Raw genomic sequence first — 21,480 nt, forward strand, 5'->3', positions numbered from 1 at the left:
GGGGGCGTTCTGACCGACTACTCGTCGACGTCGACCGTCTCGATCTCGACGGCCTCGCGGGGATCGTCGTTCCGGCCGGTCGGCACGCCGCCGATCTCCTCGACGACGTCCATCCCGTCGATGACCTGCCCGAAGACGGCGTGTTTGCCGTCGAGGTGCGGGGTCGCGTCCAGCGTGATGAAGAACTGGGAGCCGTTCGTGTTCGGGCCGGAGTTCGCCATCGAGAGGATTCCGGGCCCGTCGTGGGTGAGGTCGTCGTGGAACTCGTCGTCGAACTGGTAGCCGGGGCCGCCGCGGCCGTTCTCCATCGGGTCGCCGCCCTGGATCATGAAGTCGTCGATGACGCGGTGGAAGACGATCCCCTCGTACAGCGAGTCGCCGCGCACCTCGCCGCTTTTGGGGTCCTCCCACGTGTTCGTCTCCGGCGCGGGCTCCGCGTCGGCGGCGGGGTCGTGACGCGCTAAGCCGAGGAAGTTCTCGACCGTCTTCGGGGCGCGCTCGGCGAACAGCTCGACGACGATGTCGCCGTGGTTGGTCTGGAGCGTCACCTGCGGGTTGTCGGGGTTGGAAACCTCTCGTGCCATGTTCCTCGAGAGGGACGCGCGTCGGAAAACCCTACCCATCCGCGCAGGGCACCCGCCGAGCGCCAACACCGAGCTTATAAACGAACGCGGCCGACCAGTCGGTATGAGTTCGACCCCGGTCGTGACCCTCGCCGCGCTCGTCGTCGGGGTGACTGTCGGCGCGCTGTTCGCGTTCCTCCGCGTCCCGATCCCCGCGCCGCCGGAGCTGCCGGGCGTGGTGGCGATAGTCGGGATCTACCTAGGGTTCAAGTTCGTCGGCTACGCCGGCGTCGGCTTCGACCTGCTCGACGCGCTCGGGTTGTAGCGTCCCCGACCCGTTCGGCGCGCTCGGGCTGTAACGCCTCCAGCCCGACCGTCCCGACGGCCGGTATCGTTTTCCGCCGGGCGCGAGCAGTACCGCGCATGTACGACGACATCCTCCTGCCCGTCGCCCCCGGCGGCGAGGCGAACGACGCGATCCCGCACGCGGCCAGCCTCGCCGAGCGCTACGACGCGACCGTCCACGTCCTCTCGGCCGCCGACACCGCCGTCGACACGCTCGCGGGCCCGCGGACCGGCGTGTTCTCCGACCGGCTCGCGGAGGCGGCCGAGGAGCGCGTCGAGGCGGTGACCGCCGAACTGGAGGCCACCGGCGTCAAGGCGGTCGGGAGTGTCGTCCGCGGCGAGCCGCTGGACGTCATCGAGAACGCGATCGACGACGGCGCCGACATCGTCGTCATGCCGAGCCACACCAGACGGGGGATCCGACGCCTCCTGCTCGGGAGCGTCACCGAGAAGGTCGTCCGCGTCGCCTCGGTACCGGTCGTGACCGTGCCGATGTCCGACCCCGAGGCGGAGCAGCGATCCGCCGAACCGCGGGACTCGAACGGCGACGACGTAGATAGCGCGGACGACGCGGACGACGCGGACGACGCGGACGGCCCCCAGTGACAAACGATCCGGGCGGGCGCGAGACGGTCACGCGCGCCTTCCGCGTCGCCTACGACGGCCGGGAGTACGCCGGCTTCCAGCGTCAGCCCCACGCGCGCACGGTTGCGGACGCGCTCCTCGGAGCGCTCGCGGACCACGGCGTCGTCGAGCGCGGCGACGGGTCGACCCACGCCACGCCGCCGGGCTACGCGGCGGCCGGCCGGACCGACGCCGGCGTCTCCGCCGTGGCGCAGACCGTCGCCTTCGAGGCGCCGACGTGGCTCACGCCGCGCGCGTTCAACGGGCACCTCCCCGGGTCGGTCCGCGTGTGGGCCGCGGCCGACGTCACGGACGACTTCCACGCGACCCACGATGCGGTCCGCCGGACGTACCGGTACCACCTCTACGCGCCCGCGACCGACGGGGGCTGCGCGGACGGGATAGCCGGGGCTGGCAAAAACGAGGCCGCCGTAGCCGCCGAGGCCGCACGGCGAGATCCGGAACACGCCGTCGACGACGACCGCTTTCGGGCGGCGCTCGCGCGGTTCGACGGCGAGCACGACCTCCACAACCTGACGACCGACGAGACGGGGACGGTCCGCGACCTCGACGCGCGGGCGACCCGCGAGGGCGACGCGCTCGTCGTCGAACTCTCGGCGGACGGGTTCCCGCGCGCGCTCGTCAGGCGAGTCGTCGCCGCGGGCCGCGCCGTCGGTCGCGGAACGGCCGACCTCGCGTGGATCGACCGGCTGCTCGCCGCCGAGCCGATATCGGGCGAGCAGGGGGTCGGCCCCGCGCCCCCGGAGCCGCTCGTGCTGTGGGACGTGGCCTACCCCGACGTGACGTTCGACGTCGACCGCGAGGCCGCGGAGAGCGCGCGCGTCGCCTTCGGTGAGCGACACCGAGACGCGCGCCACGCCGCGGCAGCGACCGGCGCGGTCCGCGACAGGCTGTGCTCCGCGGTCGGGAAGGAGTGAATCGGGTTTCCGGACCGCCCTCTCTCAGGCGGCCGAGCCGCCCGTCGGCGTCTCCATGCCGTCGACGCGGACCAGGAGGGTGTTGCCGTCGACGTTGGTCGCGTCCACCGTGCCGGAGAGGCGGAGCCCGGTCGCGGGGGTCGGCCCGACGGTCACGCGGTCGCCCGCATCGAAGGGGCCGACCGGGCCGCGGATCACGAGTTCCGCGCGGCACAGCTCCGGGTTCGCGACGCTCGACAGGTCGATCTCCGCGATGGTGACGTCCTCGACGGGGTCCCCCTCGCGCTCGACCGGCGTCGTCGCGGCGTCGTCCAAGCGCTCGATACCGAGCGTGTCGTACGCCTCGTCGGTCGGGACGTAGCCGCCGTCCGGTCCGGCGACGCCCTCGACGAGACCGAGCGTGCTGAGGGACCCCATCCGGTTCCGGACCGTTCCCGGGTTGCGATCGATGGCGTCCGCGATCTCGCGCCCCTGTACCGGCGTCTCCCGACCCTCGGAGAGGTTCACGAGCGCGGTGAGCACCCGGTCCTGACTCGAACTCAACTGAATATCGGACATGGACGAACCGAGCCGTATGCCCCTAATAAATGTTCGCGTATAACGTCATTATATGCTTAGAGTTGTTCTTGTGTTCCCTAATTCTTGAAATACATACGCAAAACAGACATATTTCCGCCGAGACACGCATCCTGCGCTTCTGCGAGAAAGTCTTTCACGAGATAGCTAAGTTGTCTGGGGAATAATAGTACATATATTAGCTTTATCGCGTATTTGCCTCTTGTTTAGAAATAGTTGTACCAATTCCTAATACGATCTACACCGCAGGTATTTACCACCGCGACCGGAAGCGCCGGGCGACAGATGACGATTCAACGCAACGCTCGCGATCACCCGCAGAGACGCGCCCGCGCCCGGCAACGGCACCCCGGCGGGGCGTCCCGACGGCGCGCGCGGCCGACCGGTCGGCCGGGAGGCGTAGATGGCTGACCGCGAGTCGACGTTCGACTCCGACGGGGTCGCTCCCGCCGGACGGTCGGCGACCGACTCCGCGTCGGACGGCGAGGGAGACGCCGCCCTGTCGCGGCACCGTACCCGCTCGCTGCTCCCGGATCGAGATCCCGCGCGCGAACGCGACCGCGTCCGATCGTTCGTCGCTGATCGGGTCGACGCCGCGGGCGCCGAGGGCGTGGTCGTGAACATGAGCGGCGGGCTCGACTCGACGGTAACGGCCGCCCTCGCGGTCGAGGCGCTCGGCGCTGACCGCGTGTACGGACTGATCCTGCCGTGTAACAAGATCGGCGCGCCGCACGCCCGCGACGCCGAGGCGCTCGCCGAGGCGCTGGGGATAGACCACGACACGGTCCACCTCCAGCCGCTGTTCGCGCAGTTCGGCGCCGTCGTCCCCGACCGCTTCGACCTCCACGACGAGCCGGTCCGCTCGGGGAACGCCGTCGCGCGGCTCCGGATGGCCGTCGCCTACCTCGCCGCCAACGCGACGAACCGCCTGGTCTGTGGCACCGCGAACCGGAGCGAGCTCCTCTTGGGCTACCTCACGAAGCACGGGGACGGCGCCGCCGACCTGTTCCCGCTGGGCCACCTCTACAAGACCGACGTCCGGGCGCTCGCCGCCGAGCTCGGCGTTCCGGAGTTCGTCGTCGAGAAGCCGCCGAGCGCCGGGTTCCTGCCGGGCCAGCGCGACGTGGACGACTTGGGCGCCCCCTACGAGGTCGTCGACCCCGTCCTCCACCTCGGGGTCGACGGTGGCCTCAACCCGGAGTCGGTCGTCGAGCGCCTCGAGGCCGCGCTCGCCGACGGCGAGGCCGACGCGACCGACACGACTGACACCGGCAACGAGGGCGACGAACTCGCCGAAATTGACCGCGAGATCGCCGCGGTCGACCGCGAACTCGTCGCGGACCTGCTCGGGCGCCACCGCGCGTCGGCGCACAAGCGGCTCCCGCCGCCGACGCCCGACGCGGACCTGGAGTGACCGGCCGAGAGATTTCGGTTCCGGACCGGCCGCTCAGTCCCAGTCGCTCGGCCAGAGGTCGGCCGCGCGCATCCCCGTCTCGAAGTCGGCCTCGCGGAACGCGGCCGCAAGTTCGTCGCGGTCGAGCCGCGGCAGGTCGCGCTCGGGCGCTGCGAACTCGGCGACGAGCAGCGCGATCAGCATCGCGTGTTCGCGGACGTTCCGGTCGTCGACCTTGTCGCGGGTGTCCGCGTGAGTGTGACCCCACCCCCGCCCGCGGTCGCCCGAGTCGCTGTGGAGTTGGAGCGCCGGCACGCCGCGGCGCACGAACGGCCACTGGTCGGAGAAGGGGTGTGGCTGCGCGTCGACCTCGATCGGCTGGCGCGTCGCGGCCGACACCGCCTCCGCGACCGACGCGGCCGCCGTCGAGGCGTGCGCGAGCGCAACCAGATCGCGGAACCGCCCCGCGCCGTCGACGTTGACGACGCCCTTCACGCGGTCGAGGTCGAGCCGGTCCGCGAGGTGCTCCGCGCCGAGCAGCCCGACCTCCTCGGCGCCGACCGCGACGACGTCGACCCCGACCGGGAGGTCGGCGTCCGCGAGAATCCCGGCCGCGGTCGCGACCGTCGCGATGCCGCAGCCGTTGTCGAGCGCGCCCTCCGCGATGTCGTGGGCGTCGTAGTGGGCGAGCAGGAGGACGCGCTCGTCGGTGTCCGGCCCGGTGCGCCCGAGCACATTGCGGCTCTCGCCCGGCGTCGTGGACGCCTCGACTGAGAGTTCGGCCTGCGCGACGTCGCCTGCGTCGACGTCGTCCCCGGTGACGCCGACGGCGCCGGTCGTGCTGCTAGCCGTCCCCGAACCCCCGCCGACCGCGTACTCGCGGAGCCACGCGCCGGTCTCCTTCGAGACGCCGACGGCGACCGCCTCGGCCTCCTCGCCGAACGTGAGCGACCCGGTGGGCGGCAGCTGTCCGTCGAGGTGGTTGACGAAGACGAAGCCGACCGCGCCGGCGTCGACCGCGTAGCCGAACTTCTCCATGCGGTGGACGAACCGCCCGCCCTCCGGGGTGGTCGTCGAGGCGACCGCGATCCGCCCCTCGACGTCGCGCTCGTCGATCTCCGCCGGGGTCCCGTAGCCGACATCGACGAGCTCGCCGGCGACGCTCCCCGCCGGCGAGTACGGGAGCGCCAGTGCCTCGAACGAGCGCGTCGACGGCTCGCCGTCTCGGCCCGAGACGGTCACGTCGAGCGACGCCGACCCGCGCTCCCAGGCCGGGAGGTCGAACGCCTCCGTGCGCACGTCCGCGAGCCCCGCGCGCTCGAAGGCGTCGGCGACGAGGCCCGCGGCCCGGCGCTCGCCCTCGCTGCCGGCCATGCGGCTCCCGATCGCCGTGAGGTCGGTGAGGAAGCGCCACGGCTCGGCATCGGTCCACGTCGCCCCGAGCGCGGGCGCGAGGTTGCTTGCCCGCTCGCGTACGCGGTCCACGGCCGCGCTCGCGTCGGATCGCGTCGCGTCTGCTGCGTCGTCGGTCATGGGCGTGCCTCCGTCGGTGACGGCTTAAGGGTGTGGCTCGCGGCACTCGCTCCGGGGTACGGGTCGCGCCCGCCGAAACGCTACGTTAAAGTGAAGCGGTCGGGTACGTCAGTTCGAGCACCGTTGGTCCAGTGGTAGGACATTAGCTTCCCAAGCTAATAGCCCGGGTTCAATTCCCGGACGGTGCATTTTCTACCTGACTCCGTCAGGTAGCGTTCGCTTCACGCTGTTCAGCGAACTCTCGAACGTAGTGAGAGAAATCGCCGGATAGAATTGAACCCTATCAGTCGCGCGCAGCGAACGCAGTGAGTGAGCACGTCTGATTCTGGTTCAATTCCCGGACGGTGCACTCTCTTCGGCGAGCAATTCCGCGATCCGCAGGAATGGCGAAATGCCCTCTGACATGCCGAATACCTCCAAAGCCCCAGGCGCTCGTTTATAAATGGTCGACTGCGGATCGGCGGCGAACACCGCCAAAGCCCCAGCCGGGAGGCGGGCGCACGCTCGCTGCGCGCTTCGGTCGCTCACTCCGTTCGCTCCCTCCAGTGCTTACGTCGCCTGCGCCCGCCTCCCGGCTGCCCCTTTGAGTCCCACCCCGCACCGCACAGCAACCGCACCTCACACCTCCCCAGCCTCGTCGGTGGTCCTCCGCTACGCTCCGGACCACCGACTCCCTCGCGCGTACTGCTCGGCCGCAAAGCGGCCTCGCAGGCACGCGCCACCGCACAGCGTTCCCTTATAAATAATCGCCGCTGCGACGACGCCGGTTTAAATACCACATCCTCGGCCCGCTCAGAAGATGTTCGCCTGGTCGTAGACGGAAATGCCGGTGTCGGTGATGTCGTACGGCTTCGTCTCGCGCGAGTGGTTCGCGTCGCGGATCTTCTGGATCTCGACCGCGAGGCGGGTCTCGCGGAAGTCCGACCCCCGGACGTACTGGAGGACGAAGACGGCGTCAGTGAGGTACTCGACGATGCCGTGCCGGGAGGCGTACGGGTTCTCCTCGCTCGCCTCGGAGGTGAGCAGCGTCGTGACGCCCGCCTCCTTCAGCGAGCGCGTGAACCCGAACACCTCCGAGCGGCGCTTCGCGGGGTGGTCGTACATCATCTCCAGCAGGGAGACGGAGTCGAGAACCAGCCGGTCCGCGTCGAACTCGGCGATGAGCCGGACGAGGTCGTTCCGGATCGACGCGAGCGAGTTGGCCATCTCGATGGGGTCGATGGCGACGACCGCGAGGCGGTCCTCGGCGGCGTGCTCGCGGAACGACCACCCCTTCTCGCTCGCCGTGTCGAGGATCGACTCGCGGGTCTGCTCGAGCGTGATGTAGATCCCCTTGTTCCCCGATTCGAGGGCGTGGTTGAGAAACTGGAGCGCGAACGTCGTCTTCCCGGTCCCTGCCCCGCCGATGACCGACAGCAGCGACCGACTGGGGACGCCGCCGAGGATCATGTCGTCGAGCCCCTTGATCCCGATGTCGGTCCGATCGATTCCGGACTCGAACTCGTCGGGGTCGACGTCGAAGTCGGTCGCCCCGCCGGCGTCCGCGTCACCGCCGAACTCACCGAACCCGAAGTCGTCGTCGACCGCACCCGCGCCGCCGCGGTAGCCGCCGAACGGGTCGTCGCCACCACCCTCGGTTCCGGCGCTCGAATCGCCGCCGGACCCGCCACCGCCCCGGCCCCCGCCGAAGGGGTCGTCCGCGCCGAACGCGTCCGCCCCGCCGCCACCGCTGCCGGAGTCCGTGTCAGCGCCGGTGTCGGCGCCGGCGTCGGCGTCACCCCCGCCACCGCCGCCGAACGGGTCGTCTTCGCCGAAGGAGCCGAACCCCGCGTCGGCGTCGGCGTCGATGTCGCCGAACGCGTCCGCCGGAACGCCGCCGCTCGCCGATCCGCCTCCCGCCTCATCGCCTCCGGCGTCGGGGTCATCGTCGACAGCACTGCCGAAGGGGTCCTCGTCGGCCGCCTCTGTGCCCGTTTCGTCGTCGGCACCGCCGAACCGGTCAGCGGACTCGGTGTCGCTGCTCGCAGCGGCCGGTTCCCCCGCCGGGTCGTCCGTACCGGATTCGCCGTTGTCTACATCCGCTTCCGCGCCGTCGGAACCGCCTTCCCCACCATCGGAACCGCCTTCCGCACCGTCCACCGGCGGCTCGTCGGACTCCTCGTCGGTCTCGCGTATCGCGCGCTCGAACCAGTCGTCCTCCTCGCTCATCCTTTCCGCCGCCCGTGGGGGGTCGACATGGGCCGAGCAACGAAGCCGAGCGGCTTGAAGCTTTCCGGCGAAGTTTCACTGTCGAGAATCCGGCGGGAGCGCCCGATGTCCGCACGCTTTTATCCGGGGATCGGGATGGATTCGGCATGGAAGTGGGCATCGTGGCGCGGAAGGGGAGCGAGCGGGCGGCGTCGCTCGCGGCGACCCTCCGAGACGTCGTCGTCGAGGCGGGCGAGAGCGTCTGGCTCGACGAGGAGACCGCCGCGAGCCTCGACGCCGGCGACGACGCGCGACCGGTCGAGGCGTTCGACGACTGCGACCTCGTCGTCGCGGTCGGCGGCGACGGGACGTTCCTGTTCGTCGCGCGCAACGCCGGCGACACCCCGATCGTCGGGGTGAACCTCGGTGAGGTGGGATTCCTCAACGCCGTCCCGCCGGCCGACGCCGCGACCGCGCTCCGCGCCGAGATTCGGGCATTCCGCGGCGGCGGCCTGGACGTCCGGGAGGCCCCGCGGCTCGCCGCCAGCGCCGGCGACTGGACGTCGACGCCGGCCGCGAACGAGGTGGTCGTCCAGGGCGACCGCCGCGGCCCGGGCGGCGGGATCGACTACGAGGTGCGCGTCGACGGGTCGCGGTACGCCGGCGGCCACGCCGACGGCGTCCTCGTGGCCACGCCGACCGGGTCGACCGCGTACAACCTCTCCGAGCGCGGCCCGCTCGTCCACCCGGACGTGGCCGGGCTGGTCGTCAACGAGATGGTCGCCGAGGAGGGGATGCCCCCGCTCGTGGTGGACACGGACGCGACGGTCACGGTCGCGGTCGCGGGCGAGTCGGGCGCCACCGTCGTCAGCGACGGCCGCGACACCGCGACGCTAGACGGTCCGGTCGAGGTGACCGTCGAGCGCACCGCACCGCCGATACGGATCGCGGGGCCGCCATCCGACTTCTTCGAGGCGCTCGGGAAGCTGTCGTGAGCCGGACGCGCAAGCTTCAATCCGCCGCCGGCCGGAGGTTCCGACGATGAACGTGCCGCTCGGACTGGCGCCGTTCGCGGGGCAGTCACGGGGCGAACACGCGCTCGTCCTCGTCGGCGGCGCGCTCGCGTGCCTCGTCGGCTACGCCGGGGCGGCCGCGGCGTTCTTCGGGCTGGCCGCGCTGGGTCACGGCGAACCGGTCGGCCCGCAGCGGATCGCGGGCGTCTTCGCCTCGCTAGCCTGTTGGGGCTTCTACGCCCTCGCGTTCGTTCGAGGCAAGGGCGGGCCGGTGACGGACGTGCTCGCGTACCCGCTGGCGACGGTGACGCTCGTCCCGTTCGCGTTTCGGTGGACACTCTTCGGGCCCGCGTGGGACGCGCTCGCGGACCGGTTCGGCTTCTTCCTCTTCCAACCGGCGCTGTTCGTCGACGCCGCCGCGCACGTCGTCCCCGGCGTTGTCCTGTGTGCCGGAATCCTGACCGCGTGGGCGAGCTTACTCGGCGAGGAGGCCGTCACGGCGTGGCAGCGCGAACACCTCTCGGAGCCGTTCCGGGAGGCGTTCGTCGAGGAGTGACGGCGGCCGCACCCACAAAGCGTTTACCGGCCCCCGATCGACGCGAGAGCGTGAATCGCCGCGCGACGCTCGGTCGGTACGCTGTCGCGGGGCTCGTCGTCGCGGCGCTGGCGGCGCTCGGGCTCGCGGTCTCTCCCGAGGCAGCGCTCTCGCGGCTCCGCTGGCTCGCCACGGACCCGCTCCGATTCGGACTCGCCGTCGTCGCGCTTGCGGCCGTCAGACCGCTTCTCGCGTGGCCGACGACCCTCCTCGCCGTCGCCGTCGGCTTCGGGTACGGCTGGAGCGGAACCCCGTTCGCGCTCGCGCTCGTCGTCGGCACCGCGCTCCCGCCGTACGCGCTCGCTCAGGCGGGGCGCCTCCGACTCCGAGACGACGCCGAGGTCGAGGGCAGGTCGGGGGTCGCCGACCGGTTCTGCCGCGCCGGCGAGCGCTTCGCCGCAGAATCGGGGAGCGTGCGCGCCGTGGCGGGGACCCGCCTGCTGCCGCTCCCCTCGGACGCGGTGACGGTCGGGGCCGCGGCGGCCGACGTCAGGACGCGGCCGTTCCTAGTCGGCACGGCGCTCGGCGAGCTGCCGTGGGTCCTCTCTGGGGTCGCGGTGGGCGTCTCGCTCGACCGCCTCGCGGCGGCCGACGGATCGCTCGTCGACCCCACCGTGCTCCTCGGGATGGCCGCGGTCGGCGCGCTGGTGCTCGCCGGGCCGCTCTACCGGACGTTCCTGCGGCCGGACGGGGCGCAGGCCTGACTCGCCGCGGTGTGAAAAGATCGAAACGGAGAACAGATCTGAGAAAGCGGAGACCGCCCGTGCGCGTCGTCGCGCGGGCGATCGTGCGGGTCGTGTGCCTCTGACGGCGAACGGCTGCCTCAACTCGGGGACCGACCACAGCGGCGCGCGCATTCCCCCGGTCCCCGAATCCCGGGAACCGACCCAGCCCTGACCCCGGAGTCGTGGTGTGGCCCGCGCTCGCTCGGCGCGAGCGGTGGGCGCGACCGCGACTCCAACGGGGGACCGGGGGAACGCGGCGTCGCTACGAGTCGGCGGTCTCGTTCTCGCCGCTCGAGTCGTCCCCGTCCGAGTCCGTCGACTCCTCGTAGTCGACCTCGATGCCGCTCGGCACCGGCCGGAGGAGGTAGCGACCGTTCCCCCGCAACACCGGCGCGAAGTCCGCGGTGAACGTCGTCCGCGTGTTCTCGCGGATCTCGAACGGCTCGTTGAACTTCAGCGGCGCGTTGCCTGGGAGGTCGACGGTCGCGTCGCTCCCGTCGGTGAGCGTCCCGTCGGCCGACGACACGTCGAGCTGGAGGTAGGGGTACCCGCCCGTCTCGAGCTCGCGCTCGTCGATCAGCTGCGTCTCGCCGTTCTGGAGCTCGACGAGGTCCGGTTCCTGGGGCTCGTCGAACTCGAAGTACTCGCGGCCGTCGTCGGCGTCCTCCTCGTCGTCGTCGCCCGCGTCCGTCTCGTTGCCGTCGGCGGTCTCGTTGTCGCCGTCGGCTCCGGCGTCGCCTCCGCCGTCCGTGTCGGTCTCGTTGCCGTCGGCGTCCGCCTCGTCCGGCTCGGCGCCCTCCGGCCCGAGCCAGAATCCCTCGACGGTGACGACGAGCGACTCGAAGTCGCCGATGTCGGCGGGCTGGTCCGTCACCCGCGTCGCGAGCGTCCCCGTCGCGCGGCCGACGCAGCCGGCGAGGCCGGCCGCGCCGAGCGCCGCGGCGCCGGTCGCCCGGAGGTACGTCCGGCGGTCGAGCGCGACGTGATCGGGCGTGCGGTCCGTCACGTTACGCCTCCTCCCCGTCGGCGTCGGTTCCGTCGTCCGCGTCGTCCTCGCCGGCGCCGTTCCCGGCGATATCGCTCACGGTCTCGCCGAGGTCGTCGACGCCGCCGCCGAGGAACTCGTTCACGCTATCGAGGATGTCGCCAACGAAGTCGGGCACCTGGTCCGGGAGGTCGCTCGGCGGGCCCGCGTCGCCCGAGGCGTTGTCCGGGCCGGGCGTCGCCGCGACGGCACCGGCGGCCGCGCCGGTCCCGATCAGTACCACCGTGGCCAGTGCCACGAGCAGCGTCGTTCGGAGTGCGTTCATAGCAACTTCCCCTCGGGGCTCTACACCTTTTAATGGAGTAAGCCGTTCAACCGAATTTCGCCCAATTTAACTCGGTTTAACGGCCGTGAGAGGCTTCAAAAGGTGGATCTCGTCGAATCGGACGATTGCTTATAAAACCTGTCGTCGGTCGGCAGGTCGGGCGTCGCTCGCGCGGCAAGGCGGACTCGCTCGCGCGGCGGGTCGGACCTCTCCCGTGCGACCGCGTGTCCGGGGGGTGAACAGAAAGCGTCTCGGCGACCCGGTTCGGGTCGCTCCCGCTAGGGTTCCAGCCGGTTCGGATCGCGCGGGAACATGATGGCCTCCTTGATGTTGCTGAGGCCGGCGACCTTCTGGACGAGGCGGTCGATGCCGAGGCCGTAGCCGCCGTGCGGGGGCGTGCCGTAGCTCAGCGCCTCGATGTAGAACTCGAAGTTTGCGGTCTCGACGCCCTCCTCCTCCATGACCTCGACCATGCGCTCGACGTCGTGTTCGCGCTGACCGCCAGAGGAGAGCTCCTGACCTTTATAAATGAGGTCGAACTTTCGGGAGGCGATCTCGTCGCCCTCGACGTCTTGCATGTAGTAGAACTTCTCGTCGGGGTAGCCGACGACGAAGAACGCGGGGTGGCCCTGCTCTTCGAAGTGTTCGCCGAGCAGCTTCTCGCCTTTCGTGTCGAGGTCTGTCGGGTCGTCGGGGAAGTGTCCGTACTCGGTCTCTAAGATGTCGAGCGCCTCGTCGAAGGTGATCCGCGGGAAGTCCTCCTCGGGGACGTCGAGGTCGACGTCGAGCAGGTCCAGTTCGCGCTCTGCGTTCTCGGCGACCTCGCTGAGCGCGTAGCGCAGCGACTCCTCTTGGACGTCCATCACGTCGTCGTGGTCGTCGATGTACGCCAGCTCCACGTCGAACATCGCGATCTCGGAGACGTGTCGGGAGGTTGCGAAGTCCTCGGCGCGGAACGCGGTGCCGGTCTCGTAGACGGCCTCGTAGCCCGAGGCCATCAGCATCTGCTTGTACAGCTGGGGGCTCTGCGAGAGGAACGCGTCCTGGTTGTAGTAGAGGATCGGGAACAGCTCCGCGCCGCCCTCGGCGCCGCCCTTCGAGATGAGCGGCGTCTTGATGTCGACGTAGCCCTCGTCTTCGAACCACTCCTCCATCGCGGTGATCAGCTCGGAGCGGAGGGTGAACACCGCGAGCGTCTCCGGCTTCCGGAGGTCGAGCGCGCGGTTGTCGAGCCGGGTCGAGAGGTCGACCTCGATGTCCTTCGAGATCTCCAGCGGGAGCGGGGAGCCGGCCTCGTCGATGACCTCGTACTCGGTCGGCGCGATCTCGACGCCGCCGGGCGCCTGATCGCTCTCCAGCGGTTCGCCGACGACGCGGACCACGTCCTCGGCGCCCACGTCCTGGACGGCTTCGAACAGCTCCGGCTCGCGCTCCTCCTTGAAGACGATCTGGATGAGCCCCTCGCGGTCGCGCACGATGAGGAAGACGAGGCCCCCCAAATCGCGGATCTCGTGGACGTGGCCGGCGATGGCGACCTCGTCCGCGTCCGGTTCGACGTCCGACGTGTGAATGCGCTCGATCATGGCGGTGTCTGCTTACGCGCAACTGGTCGGGCGGCCGGCATAGGCCTGTCGTCTCGCCGTCGACGGAACGGCTCGCCCGCGGCCGCTCCGGCGGATTATCGGCGATTCCGAAGCGAGCCACCATGGCATGTGGTCGCATAACTAACATAATTTTAATACGAAACCAGTATACATCGGGGATAACGGCGCTTCCCGCGCCGCGGAGCCCGACCATGAGCCGTTCCACCACCTCGACGCTCGCGCGGTCCGCGAGCGTCGCGTTCCTCGGGTGGATCGGGATCGGGTATTCGGCTCCGAATAAACGGTCCGTCCGCCCGACCGCGTGACGCGCGTCGGCTGGGGAGGTTTCCCCGCGGGACGGACCGCACCCCCGTTCTCTCCAGCCGCCGCTGTCCGTCGCGCGCGTCAAGCCGGACGACCGTCGCCCTCGCGAGCGTCGCCGTCGGCGGCCCCGCTGTTGACTCCAGTCGGTGGCTCGCTGTCGGCGCGTTCGAGGAGGCGGACCGGTCGATTTCCGGGTCGAAACCCCGGAGGCCGACCGGCCGCGCCGCGTTCGACTCGCGGCGAGGGCGTATGGCGGCAGCCATCCACACGCCGTCGGTCGAGGCAACGGTGACCGTCCGCGTCTCGCAGGCGGCCACCGGCGACCTCGTCGCCGGCGCCAGAGCACAGATCGAGCGAATCGACGGTCTCCGCGTCGAGGAGATCGAGATCGCCGGCCTCCGGCCCGGTCTCAACGACACCACGGTCGAGGCGGTCGCCACCCTCGCGGTCGACGAGGGGGCGGCGCCCGACGCCGAGTTCGACGCCGCCGGGATCGACGCGGCCGACGAGTTCGTCGTCGACCGCGTCCGCGAGCGGCTCGCCGACGGCTTCGGCGTCGACCCCGAGCGCGTCGAGCGCGTCGACCCCGAGCGCGTCGAGCGCGTCGACCCGCCCGACTGACGGGGCGGGCCCAGGGGTCCTTTTGACTACTCTCCCGCGAGCCGCTCCCGAACCTCGGCTTCGGCGCGCCACAGTACCTCTCTGATCGGGAGGCCGGTCGCCTCGGCGACCGCGGCCGCGTCGTCGTACTCCCCGCTAACGTCGTACACCTCTCCCCCCGTCGTCGAGGCGACTTTTACGGCGACCTCGTGGGTCGCGCCGTCGACCCGGAGCGTCGCCGTCTCGAACTCGCGCTCGGCGATCCAGCGGTGGCTCGCGCCGGACTGACGCACGCCGAGCGTCCCCGTCTCGCGGGCGAGGCGCTCGGCGACCGCCTCGGCGTCGGCGGGCTTGCAGATCACCTTGACCAGGTGGCCCGGGCGGGACTTCTTCATCGTCGTCGGGACGATAGTCACGTCCCGCGCACCGGCGCGCGAGAGCGTCTCCTGGAGCCCGCCGAGCACCTCGGGGGCGGCGTCGTCGAGGTTCGTCTCCAAGACGGCGATGTCGTCGTGGACGAGTCCGCCGTCGCGGGCGCGGTCCGCGTGAGCGCGGTCCGCGTGCGCGTCGTGCCCCCCGTCGCCGACGAGCGCGCGCAGGACGTTCGGGTGGCGCTCGAAGTCGGCGTCGCCGGCGCCGTAGCCCGCGCGCTTGACCGCGAGATCGGGGACCGCGTCGACGCCCTCCGCGACCGCACCGAGGATCGCGGCGCCCGTGGGGGTGAGCAGTTCGCGGTCGATCGGCCCGCCGACGATCCGGAAGTCGGCGCGGGTCGCGATCTCGGTCGTCGCCGGGGCTGGGACCGGGTACGTCCCGTGGCTCATCTCGACCGAGCCCCCGCCGGCGGCGACCGGCGTGGTCACCACTCGATCCGGGTCGAGATCGGCGAGCAGCAGCGCGGCGCCGACTACGTCGGCGATCGCGTCGTCCGCGCCCACCTCGTGGAAGTGGGTGTCGTCGAGGTCGGTGCCGTGGACCGACGCCTCGGCGCGGCCGAGCAGTTCGAAGGCGTCGAGCGCGGTCGACTCGACCGCATCGGAGAGGTCCATCGACTCGACGAGATCGACCACCTCGCGGTAGCTGCGATGGACGCCGGCACCCTCGGCCGGTTTGTCGGATCCGGAGGTGCCGGACTCGTGCGTGTGAACGTGGGTGTGGTTATAATCGTGATCGTGGTCGTGATCGTGTGTGTGGCCGTGGTCGTGGTCCCCGTTAGCCTCCGCCGTCCCGTTATCGCCGTCAACGAGGACGTCGACGGTCGTCGCCCGGATCCCGTTCTTCTCCGTCTCGCCGACCTCGTACCGAACCGGGAGGGCGTCGCTCACGGGGGCGAGAACGTCGGGGTCGGCGCCGGCCGCGATCAGCGCGGCGCAGATCATGTCGCCGGCGGCGCCGGTCCGACCGTCGAAGACGAGCGTTCGCATGGTGCTCCCGAGGCGACTGCCGGACAAATACCTCGGGATTGAATCCGCCGAATCGGTCGGACGGTCATTTATAGATATCTGTGCCGTGGCCGCCTTCTGTTTATAAATAGTCGACGACGGTGCCCTGAACACCTCCAAAGCCCCAGCCGTGAGGCGGGCGCACGCTCGCTGCGTTCCTCGTCACTCGCTCCGCTCGTTCCTGCGGTGCTTACATCGCCTGCGCCCGCCTCACGGCTGCCCCTTTGAGTCCCACCCCACCGGAAGACGATCCTGCTCGCTCCCTTCGGTCGCTGCGCGGGCTGCGACTTCCGTGCTCCCGCTCGCTTCGCTCGCGAGAACGCACAGCAACCGCACCTCACACCTCCCCAACCTCGTCGCTCACGCCCTGCGGGCGCTCGCGACTCCCTCGCGCGTGCTGCTTCGCGGCCGCCGGGGGCGGCCGCTCGCAGGCACGCGCCGACCGCCTCGGATCTGAGAGGAGTCAAACAGGCTGAGCGTCGCCTCAAACGGGTAAAATCGTCTGTTGCGACCGGAAACGAATCGACGGCGAAAAGACACGCTTACGACGGGGTTTTAAGAGCGGACTCCGTACCGTGCCATATGATGACACAGTCTGTCGCGGTCGCCGATAGCTCGGGACGGATCGGCGCCCCGGACACGGGCAACAGGCTTATTCCCGGACCGGATCCAGATACGACCATCCCCCGCGAGGAACTATGAACGAAGTCCAACTCGAAGTGGCGAAGGCGTACCCGAACGACTCGGGGCGCGGCATCGCCCGACTCGACCCCGACACCCTGCTGCATCTGAAGCTCTCGCCCGGCGACATCATCGAGATCGAGGGCGCGGAGACCACCGCCGCGAAGGTCTGGCGCGCGGACCGCCAAGACTGGAACACCGACACCGTCCGCGTCGACGGGTTCACCCGCCAGAACGCGGACGTCGGCATCGGCGAGCGCGTCACCATCCGGAAGGCGGAGGCCGAGAAGGCCGACAAGCTCGTGCTGGCCCCGCCCGAGGAGGCGTCGGTCCAGTTCGGCTCCGACGCCGCCGGCATGGTGAAACGCCAGATCCTCAAGCGCCCGGTCGTCGAGCGCGACATCGTCCCCGTGATGTCCTCGACGAACCACCCGTTCATGCGGTCGCCCGGACAGGCGATCCCGCTGATCGCGGTCGAGACGGAGCCCGACGGCGTCTGTCTCATCACCGAGGACACCGAGGTCGAACTGCGCGAGGAGCCGATCTCCGGGTTCGAGAAGACCGGCGGCGGAATCACGTACGAGGACATCGGCGGGCTCCAGTCGGAGATCCAGCGCGTCCGCGAGATGGTCGAGCTGCCGATGAAACACCCGCAGATCTTCTCGAAGCTCGGCATCGAGCCCCCGCAGGGCGTCCTGCTTCACGGCCCGCCGGGCACCGGGAAGACGCTCCTCGCGAAGGCGGTCGCCAACGAGACGTCGGCGTCATTCTTCTCCATCGCCGGCCCCGAGATTATCTCGAAGTACTACGGCGAGTCCGAACAGCAGCTCAGAGAGATATTCGAGGACGCCAAAGAGGAGTCGCCCTCGATCATCTTCATCGACGAGCTGGACTCGATCGCGCCGAAACGCGAGGACGTGACCGGCGAGGTCGAGCGCCGCGTCGTCGCCCAGCTGCTGACGATGATGGACGGGTTAGAGACCCGCGGGCAGGTGATCGTCATCGGCGCGACGAACCGCGTCGACAGCGTCGACCCCGCCCTCCGCCGCCCGGGGCGCTTCGACCGCGAGATCGAGATCGGCGTCCCTGACGAGGTGGGCCGCAAGGAGATCCTCCAGATCCACACCCGCGGGATGCCGCTCTCGGACGACGTGAGCTTAGACCACCTCGCCGACGAGACGCACGGCTTCGTCGGCGCCGACATCGAGAGCCTCACAAAGGAGGCCGCGATGAAGGCGCTCCGGCGCTACCTCCCCGAGATCGACTTAGACGAGGAGGAGGTGCCCCCGAGCCTCATCGACCGGATGATCGTCAAGCGCGACGACTTCGGCGGCGCGCTGAACGAGGTGGAGCCCTCGGCGATGCGCGAGGTGCTCGTCGAGCTGCCGAAGATATCGTGGGATAACGTCGGCGGGCTCGAAGGGGCCAAACAGCAGGTACAGGAGTCCGTCGAGTGGCCGCTCACCTCGCCGGAGAAGTTCGACCGGATGGGCGTCGACGCGCCGAAGGGCGTGCTGCTGTACGGCCCGCCCGGCACCGGGAAGACGCTGATGGCGAAGGCGGTCGCCAACGAGACGAACGCGAACTTCATTTCGGTGCGCGGGCCCCAGCTGCTCTCGAAGTGGGTCGGCGAGTCGGAGAAGGCGATCAGACAGACCTTCCGGAAGGCCCGGCAGGTGAGCCCGACGATCATCTTCTTCGACGAGCTCGACAGCCTCGCGCCCTCGCGCGGTCAGGAGATGGGGAACAACGTCTCCGAGCGCGTCGTCAACCAGCTCCTGACGGAGCTCGACGGGCTCGAGGACATGGGCGACGTGATGGTCATCGGCGCGACCAACCGCCCGGACATGATCGACCCCGCGCTGCTGCGCTCCGGCCGGTTCGACCGGCTCGTGATGATCGGGCAGCCCGACCAGGAGGGCCGCGAGCAGATCCTCGACATCCACACCCGAGACACGCCGCTCGCGCCCGACGTGAGCCTCCGCGAGGTGGCCGAGATCACCGACGGCTACGTCGGCTCCGACCTGGAGGGCATCGCCCGTGAGGCCGCCATCGAGGCGCTGCGCGACGACGACGACGCCGAGGAGGTGGAGATGAAGCACTTCCGGCGCGCGATGGAGTCGGTGCGGCCGACGATCAACGACGACATCCTCGCGTACTACGAGGACGTCAAAGAGCAGTTCAAGGGCGGCGGCGGCGAGTCGCTCCGCGACACCGGCGGCCGAATCGGCTTCCAGTAACGCGGCCGACAACTGGCGGTCTCTCCCGCGGGGACGTTTTTCTTCGTCGCGCGCGTAGCCCGCGCCATGTCTGACGACGTGACCGTCGACGTGGAGATCGAAGTGGAGGTCGACCGCGACGAGTTGGAGATCGAACGCGGCGACGCCGAGTCGATCGAGGCGACCTACGAGGCGAACGGGATCGAGATCGAAATCGAGGCCGAGGTGGAGACGTACGGCGGAAGCGACGAGGAGTCCACCGAGGGCGACGACGAGCACGGAGAGGGCGACGAGGGATCCGCCGAGGGCAACGAGGACTCCGGCGACGACGACGAGTAGCGAGCGTCGAGGTCGCCGCCTCTCCCGCCGCCGCACCGACCCGTTCCGCTCCTTTTAACCTCGCCAGCGACCAAACGGAGGTATGTCTCAGCCCCGCGTCCCCGGCGGCGACGAGAACGCGCTGGAGCTACCCTGCGGGGAGACGGTCGGCGTCGGCGAACTGGACCTCGGGATGCGCGAGTACGAGTGCGACTGTGGCGAGACCCACGCGGTCGTGATGGACGTCCACCCCCCGGAGCGGTTCCTCCCGGACTTCCTCGTCGAGGTCCTCCGCGAGGCGATCGACACGACCAGCGAGGAGATGCCGGAGTTCGACACGCCGCACCTGCTCGGCGTCGTCTTAGAGGAGTTCCCGGAGGCGGTCGTCGCGCACGACGCCAGCGAGAACGCGGACGTCGGGTACGCGATGGCGTGGGTGACGGAGTTCGACTCCCGGCGGCTCCACGAGATTGTCGTCGAACTCGTCGTCGAGCTGATGGAACACGCCGTGAGCCACGCCGACGACGACGAGGCGCTGTCGGCGTTCGAACAGGAGATGGTCGAGTTCGACGTGAGCGAATTCGTCGAGCAGTACCGCGCGGAGCGCGACCTCGAGGCCGAGGACCCCTACGCCTGAGCGAAACCCCGACTCCGTTCCTGTCGCGTCTCGACAAACCGCTCAACCGCCCGAAAACGGCCCTCTCACGCCTCGTGTCAGACAATCGTCCGACTTCTGTCTCACTGAACCCTATATGTTCGGAGACCGTACGTAAGACGTATGAGCGCCGGTGAATACGACCGGTACGACCGGATCCGCGGCGTCCTCGCCGAGGCCGACGAGCCGCTGACGGCGCGAGAGATCCTTGCCCTCGTCGAGGAACGCGGCGAGAGCGGCGAGATCGACAGCCCCCACGGGATCGCCACCGTGCTGGGGCGCCGCGCCGAGCGCGGCGAGGTCGAGGTCATCGCGGGCCAGCCGTACCGGTACCGGCTCGAGACCTGAGCACCGCCGGCCGCACTGCGCCGCCCGCTACGGCGAGAGTATCAGATCGAACCGATAGATGCCAGCTTCGTACTCGACGACGACGTTCCGGAAGTCGACGCGGTCGTCGTAGCTCTCGATCGGTTCGAGGTCACCGGCGATGCCGAGCGCGTCGAGGACCTCGCTGAGTTCGTCCGAGGGCGGCGCCCCCTCCTCGTAGCGGCGCGGGTCCTCGGCGATGGCGTCGTCTACCACCCCTCGTGCGCCTGACGAGAGCCCGTCGGATTCGAGGTCGCGTTCGACGATGGCCGCCCGCGCGTGCTCGGTGAACCGGCTCCGCCGGTCGGCGATCTCGCTGATCGCGTACGTCCACTCCGGGACCTCGACGGTCCGCCGCTCCGCGACCGCCCAAAAGAACTCGTCCTCGTACTCGACGAACTCGAAGGGCGGCGACGGGACGAGGGCGCTGGCCTCGGCGTCGAGCCCGTGGTGGAACTCGACCGTCTGAAGCTCGTCGAACTCGGGGTCGCCGAGGAAGCCGTCGTGGCCCGCGTAGACGGCGTCCAACGCCGCGTCGAGCACGCGCCCGTCCTGTTCGGAGAGGTCGAACGGAGGTTGCGCGACCGCCGCGTCGTCGGGCGGGTTCTCTTCGAGCCGATCGAGGGCGAAGTGCCACCGCTCCCGTTCGAGGAGACGCTCGTCGGCGACGCGGACCTCGTAGAAGGTCCCGTCGCGTTCGAGGAACGTCGGGCGCGGTCGCGTCTCGGTGCCCCACGCGTCGCGGCCGACGAGCGGCCACTGTCTGACGGTCAGTTCCCCGGTGTCGAACAGTTCCGAGAGGTAGCTCGCCTTGGCTTCGGTCGCGAAGTCGACGCGGGTCACGGCGTCGATGTCGGTCGGATCGGGCCACAGGTACGGCCGACCGATCGACGACAGGTCCAGGTCGTCGCCGAGGAGCGCGTACGCGTCGAGGCTGCCGGGGCTGAGACACCCGGCCGTCGCGGCGGTCGCGCCGGCGGCGCCGAGCAGTCGGAGGGCACGGCGGCGGGAACAGAGCATATCCGTTTCCGAAGTTCCCGACATCTCGTTGACATCCTCCCCGCGCTAAAGCGCGAGGATTCCTCCGTTGGGGGTTCGGCTACCGACCCACGGAGGCAACTTGCGGGTTTGTGCGCACTTCTTTGCGACTTTCGTGAGGGTGTGGTTTCCCCGACCAGTCGTGGTCGTCCCACTCGAATCGCACGGGCCGTGCCATCGGCCTGACTTCCGTATCGCTGTTTTCTCGAAGGAACGTCTCCGACGCCGTGAGATCGGCATGCCCCTCGAACCCACACGGACACGTCAGCGTATCTCCGTGGCGAACCGTCTCCTCGTGGTCGCTACACTCAGGACACGTTTGAGAAGTCCACGCTTCCGACTCGGTTTCGAGACTAATTCCGTGCTCCTCACAGACGCACGCGAGACGGTGGATAAGCTGCTTGAACGCCCAGAAGTTGTGCGTCTTCTCGTTCACCCTGACCGACCAGTGC

General features: G+C 69.9%; 22 protein-coding genes and 1 tRNA gene. 13 read left to right on the forward strand and 10 right to left on the reverse strand.

Features of this window, described 5'->3' with window-relative positions; genetic code table 11:
* Positions 1-17: 17 nt before the first annotated feature.
* A complete protein-coding gene (locus F3H13_RS15515; protein WP_149799909.1) occupies positions 18-584 on the reverse strand; it encodes a peptidylprolyl isomerase in 567 nt (188 codons plus the stop codon).
* Between the two features lie 103 nt (positions 585-687).
* Between F3H13_RS15515 and F3H13_RS15520 the strand changes: the two genes are divergently transcribed.
* The 3 genes from F3H13_RS15520 to truA all read left to right on the forward strand — a co-directional run bounded on the left by F3H13_RS15520 (position 688) and on the right by truA (position 2,470).
* Positions 688-888 carry a XapX domain-containing protein gene (locus tag F3H13_RS15520; protein ID WP_149799910.1) on the forward strand — a complete coding sequence of 67 codons (201 nt, stop codon included), beginning with the start codon at positions 688-690 and terminating at the stop codon, positions 886-888.
* Positions 889-986: 98 nt separating this feature from the next.
* Entirely contained in the window at positions 987-1,514 is a 528-nt protein-coding gene (locus F3H13_RS15525; RefSeq protein WP_149799911.1) for a universal stress protein, read from the forward strand.
* On the forward strand, positions 1,511-2,470 hold the full coding sequence (gene truA / locus F3H13_RS15530) for a tRNA pseudouridine(38-40) synthase TruA (RefSeq protein ID WP_149799912.1): 960 nt from the start codon (positions 1,511-1,513) through the stop codon (positions 2,468-2,470). Before F3H13_RS15525 ends, truA begins: the two co-directional genes overlap by 4 nt.
* A gap of 24 nt (positions 2,471-2,494) precedes the next feature.
* Here the strand turns inward: truA and F3H13_RS15535 are convergent, their stop codons facing one another.
* Positions 2,495-3,028 (reverse strand): Rrf2 family transcriptional regulator, encoded by a 534-nt coding sequence (locus F3H13_RS15535; protein WP_149799913.1) that lies wholly within the window; start codon positions 3,026-3,028, stop codon positions 2,495-2,497.
* Between the two features lie 421 nt (positions 3,029-3,449).
* Here F3H13_RS15535 and nadE point away from each other — a divergent pair, with 421 nt between their 5' ends.
* Complete coding sequence (nadE, locus tag F3H13_RS15540) at positions 3,450-4,460, forward strand: NAD(+) synthase (protein ID WP_149799914.1); 1,011 nt, start codon at positions 3,450-3,452, stop codon at positions 4,458-4,460.
* 33 nt (positions 4,461-4,493) lie between these two features.
* On the opposite strand, the gene F3H13_RS15545 is transcribed toward nadE, so the two are convergent.
* Positions 4,494-5,972 carry a M28 family peptidase gene (locus F3H13_RS15545; protein WP_149799915.1) on the reverse strand — a complete coding sequence of 493 codons (1,479 nt, stop codon included), beginning with the start codon at positions 5,970-5,972 and terminating at the stop codon, positions 4,494-4,496.
* Between the two features lie 117 nt (positions 5,973-6,089).
* On the opposite strand from F3H13_RS15545, the gene F3H13_RS15550 reads away from it, so the two are divergent.
* Positions 6,090-6,160 (forward strand) — tRNA-Gly (locus F3H13_RS15550).
* 604 nt (positions 6,161-6,764) lie between these two features.
* Here the strand turns inward: F3H13_RS15550 and F3H13_RS15560 are convergent.
* Positions 6,765-8,180 (reverse strand): KaiC domain-containing protein, encoded by a 1,416-nt coding sequence (locus F3H13_RS15560; protein ID WP_149799917.1) that lies wholly within the window; start codon positions 8,178-8,180, stop codon positions 6,765-6,767.
* A 146-nt stretch (positions 8,181-8,326) separates the two neighbouring features.
* Between F3H13_RS15560 and F3H13_RS15565 the strand changes: the two genes are divergently transcribed.
* Genes F3H13_RS15565 through F3H13_RS15575 form a run of 3 tightly spaced genes read left to right on the forward strand, consistent with a single transcriptional unit; the run spans position 8,327 to position 10,471 of the window.
* Positions 8,327-9,154 (forward strand): NAD(+)/NADH kinase, encoded by an 828-nt coding sequence (locus F3H13_RS15565; RefSeq protein WP_149799918.1) that lies wholly within the window; start codon positions 8,327-8,329, stop codon positions 9,152-9,154.
* A gap of 46 nt (positions 9,155-9,200) precedes the next feature.
* Entirely contained in the window at positions 9,201-9,728 is a 528-nt protein-coding gene (locus F3H13_RS15570) for a hypothetical protein (RefSeq protein ID WP_149799919.1), read from the forward strand.
* 50 nt (positions 9,729-9,778) lie between these two features.
* Positions 9,779-10,471, forward strand: a complete 693-nt coding sequence (locus tag F3H13_RS15575) for a TVP38/TMEM64 family protein (protein ID WP_149799920.1) — start codon at positions 9,779-9,781, stop codon at positions 10,469-10,471.
* Positions 10,472-10,754: 283 nt separating this feature from the next.
* Here the strand turns inward: F3H13_RS15575 and F3H13_RS15580 are convergent, their stop codons facing one another.
* From F3H13_RS15580 to aspS, 3 genes are all read right to left on the reverse strand, one after another.
* A complete protein-coding gene (locus tag F3H13_RS15580; RefSeq protein ID WP_149799921.1) occupies positions 10,755-11,498 on the reverse strand; it encodes a DUF4382 domain-containing protein in 744 nt (247 codons plus the stop codon).
* Between the two features lies 1 nt (position 11,499).
* Positions 11,500-11,802, reverse strand: a complete 303-nt coding sequence (locus F3H13_RS15585) for a hypothetical protein (RefSeq protein ID WP_149799922.1) — start codon at positions 11,800-11,802, stop codon at positions 11,500-11,502.
* A gap of 278 nt (positions 11,803-12,080) precedes the next feature.
* Positions 12,081-13,385 (reverse strand): aspartate--tRNA(Asn) ligase, encoded by a 1,305-nt coding sequence (gene aspS / locus F3H13_RS15590; protein ID WP_149799923.1) that lies wholly within the window; start codon positions 13,383-13,385, stop codon positions 12,081-12,083.
* Between the two features lie 573 nt (positions 13,386-13,958).
* Here aspS and F3H13_RS15595 point away from each other — a divergent pair.
* Positions 13,959-14,330, forward strand: coding sequence for a hypothetical protein (locus F3H13_RS15595; protein ID WP_149799924.1), 372 nt, complete (start codon positions 13,959-13,961; stop codon positions 14,328-14,330).
* 26 nt (positions 14,331-14,356) lie between these two features.
* On the opposite strand, the gene larC is transcribed toward F3H13_RS15595, so the two are convergent.
* Positions 14,357-15,733, reverse strand: coding sequence for a nickel pincer cofactor biosynthesis protein LarC (gene larC, locus F3H13_RS15600; RefSeq protein WP_149799925.1), 1,377 nt, complete (start codon positions 15,731-15,733; stop codon positions 14,357-14,359).
* A gap of 716 nt (positions 15,734-16,449) precedes the next feature.
* Here larC and F3H13_RS15605 point away from each other — a divergent pair.
* The 4 genes from F3H13_RS15605 (at position 16,450) to F3H13_RS15620 (ending at position 19,972) form a co-directional block, all read left to right on the forward strand.
* Positions 16,450-18,672 (forward strand): CDC48 family AAA ATPase, encoded by a 2,223-nt coding sequence (locus F3H13_RS15605; protein WP_149799926.1) that lies wholly within the window; start codon positions 16,450-16,452, stop codon positions 18,670-18,672.
* A gap of 66 nt (positions 18,673-18,738) precedes the next feature.
* Positions 18,739-18,990: a hypothetical protein gene (locus F3H13_RS15610; RefSeq protein WP_149799927.1), complete on the forward strand. Its 252-nt coding sequence runs from the start codon at positions 18,739-18,741 to the stop codon at positions 18,988-18,990.
* Positions 18,991-19,072: 82 nt separating this feature from the next.
* Positions 19,073-19,606 (forward strand): DUF5815 family protein, encoded by a 534-nt coding sequence (locus F3H13_RS15615; protein WP_149799928.1) that lies wholly within the window; start codon positions 19,073-19,075, stop codon positions 19,604-19,606.
* 141 nt (positions 19,607-19,747) lie between these two features.
* Complete coding sequence (locus F3H13_RS15620) at positions 19,748-19,972, forward strand: hypothetical protein (RefSeq protein ID WP_149799929.1); 225 nt, start codon at positions 19,748-19,750, stop codon at positions 19,970-19,972.
* A gap of 27 nt (positions 19,973-19,999) precedes the next feature.
* Here the strand turns inward: F3H13_RS15620 and F3H13_RS15625 are convergent, their stop codons facing one another.
* Positions 20,000-21,010, reverse strand: coding sequence for a hypothetical protein (locus F3H13_RS15625; RefSeq protein ID WP_149799931.1), 1,011 nt, complete (start codon positions 21,008-21,010; stop codon positions 20,000-20,002).
* 79 nt (positions 21,011-21,089) lie between these two features.
* The coding region (locus tag F3H13_RS15630) for a zinc ribbon domain-containing protein (protein ID WP_149799930.1) at positions 21,090-21,480 on the reverse strand (391 nt) is incomplete at its 5' end.

The sequence above is a fragment of the Halorubrum xinjiangense genome (assembly GCF_900102375.1).
GTDB classification, from domain to species: domain Archaea; phylum Halobacteriota; class Halobacteria; order Halobacteriales; family Haloferacaceae; genus Halorubrum; species Halorubrum xinjiangense.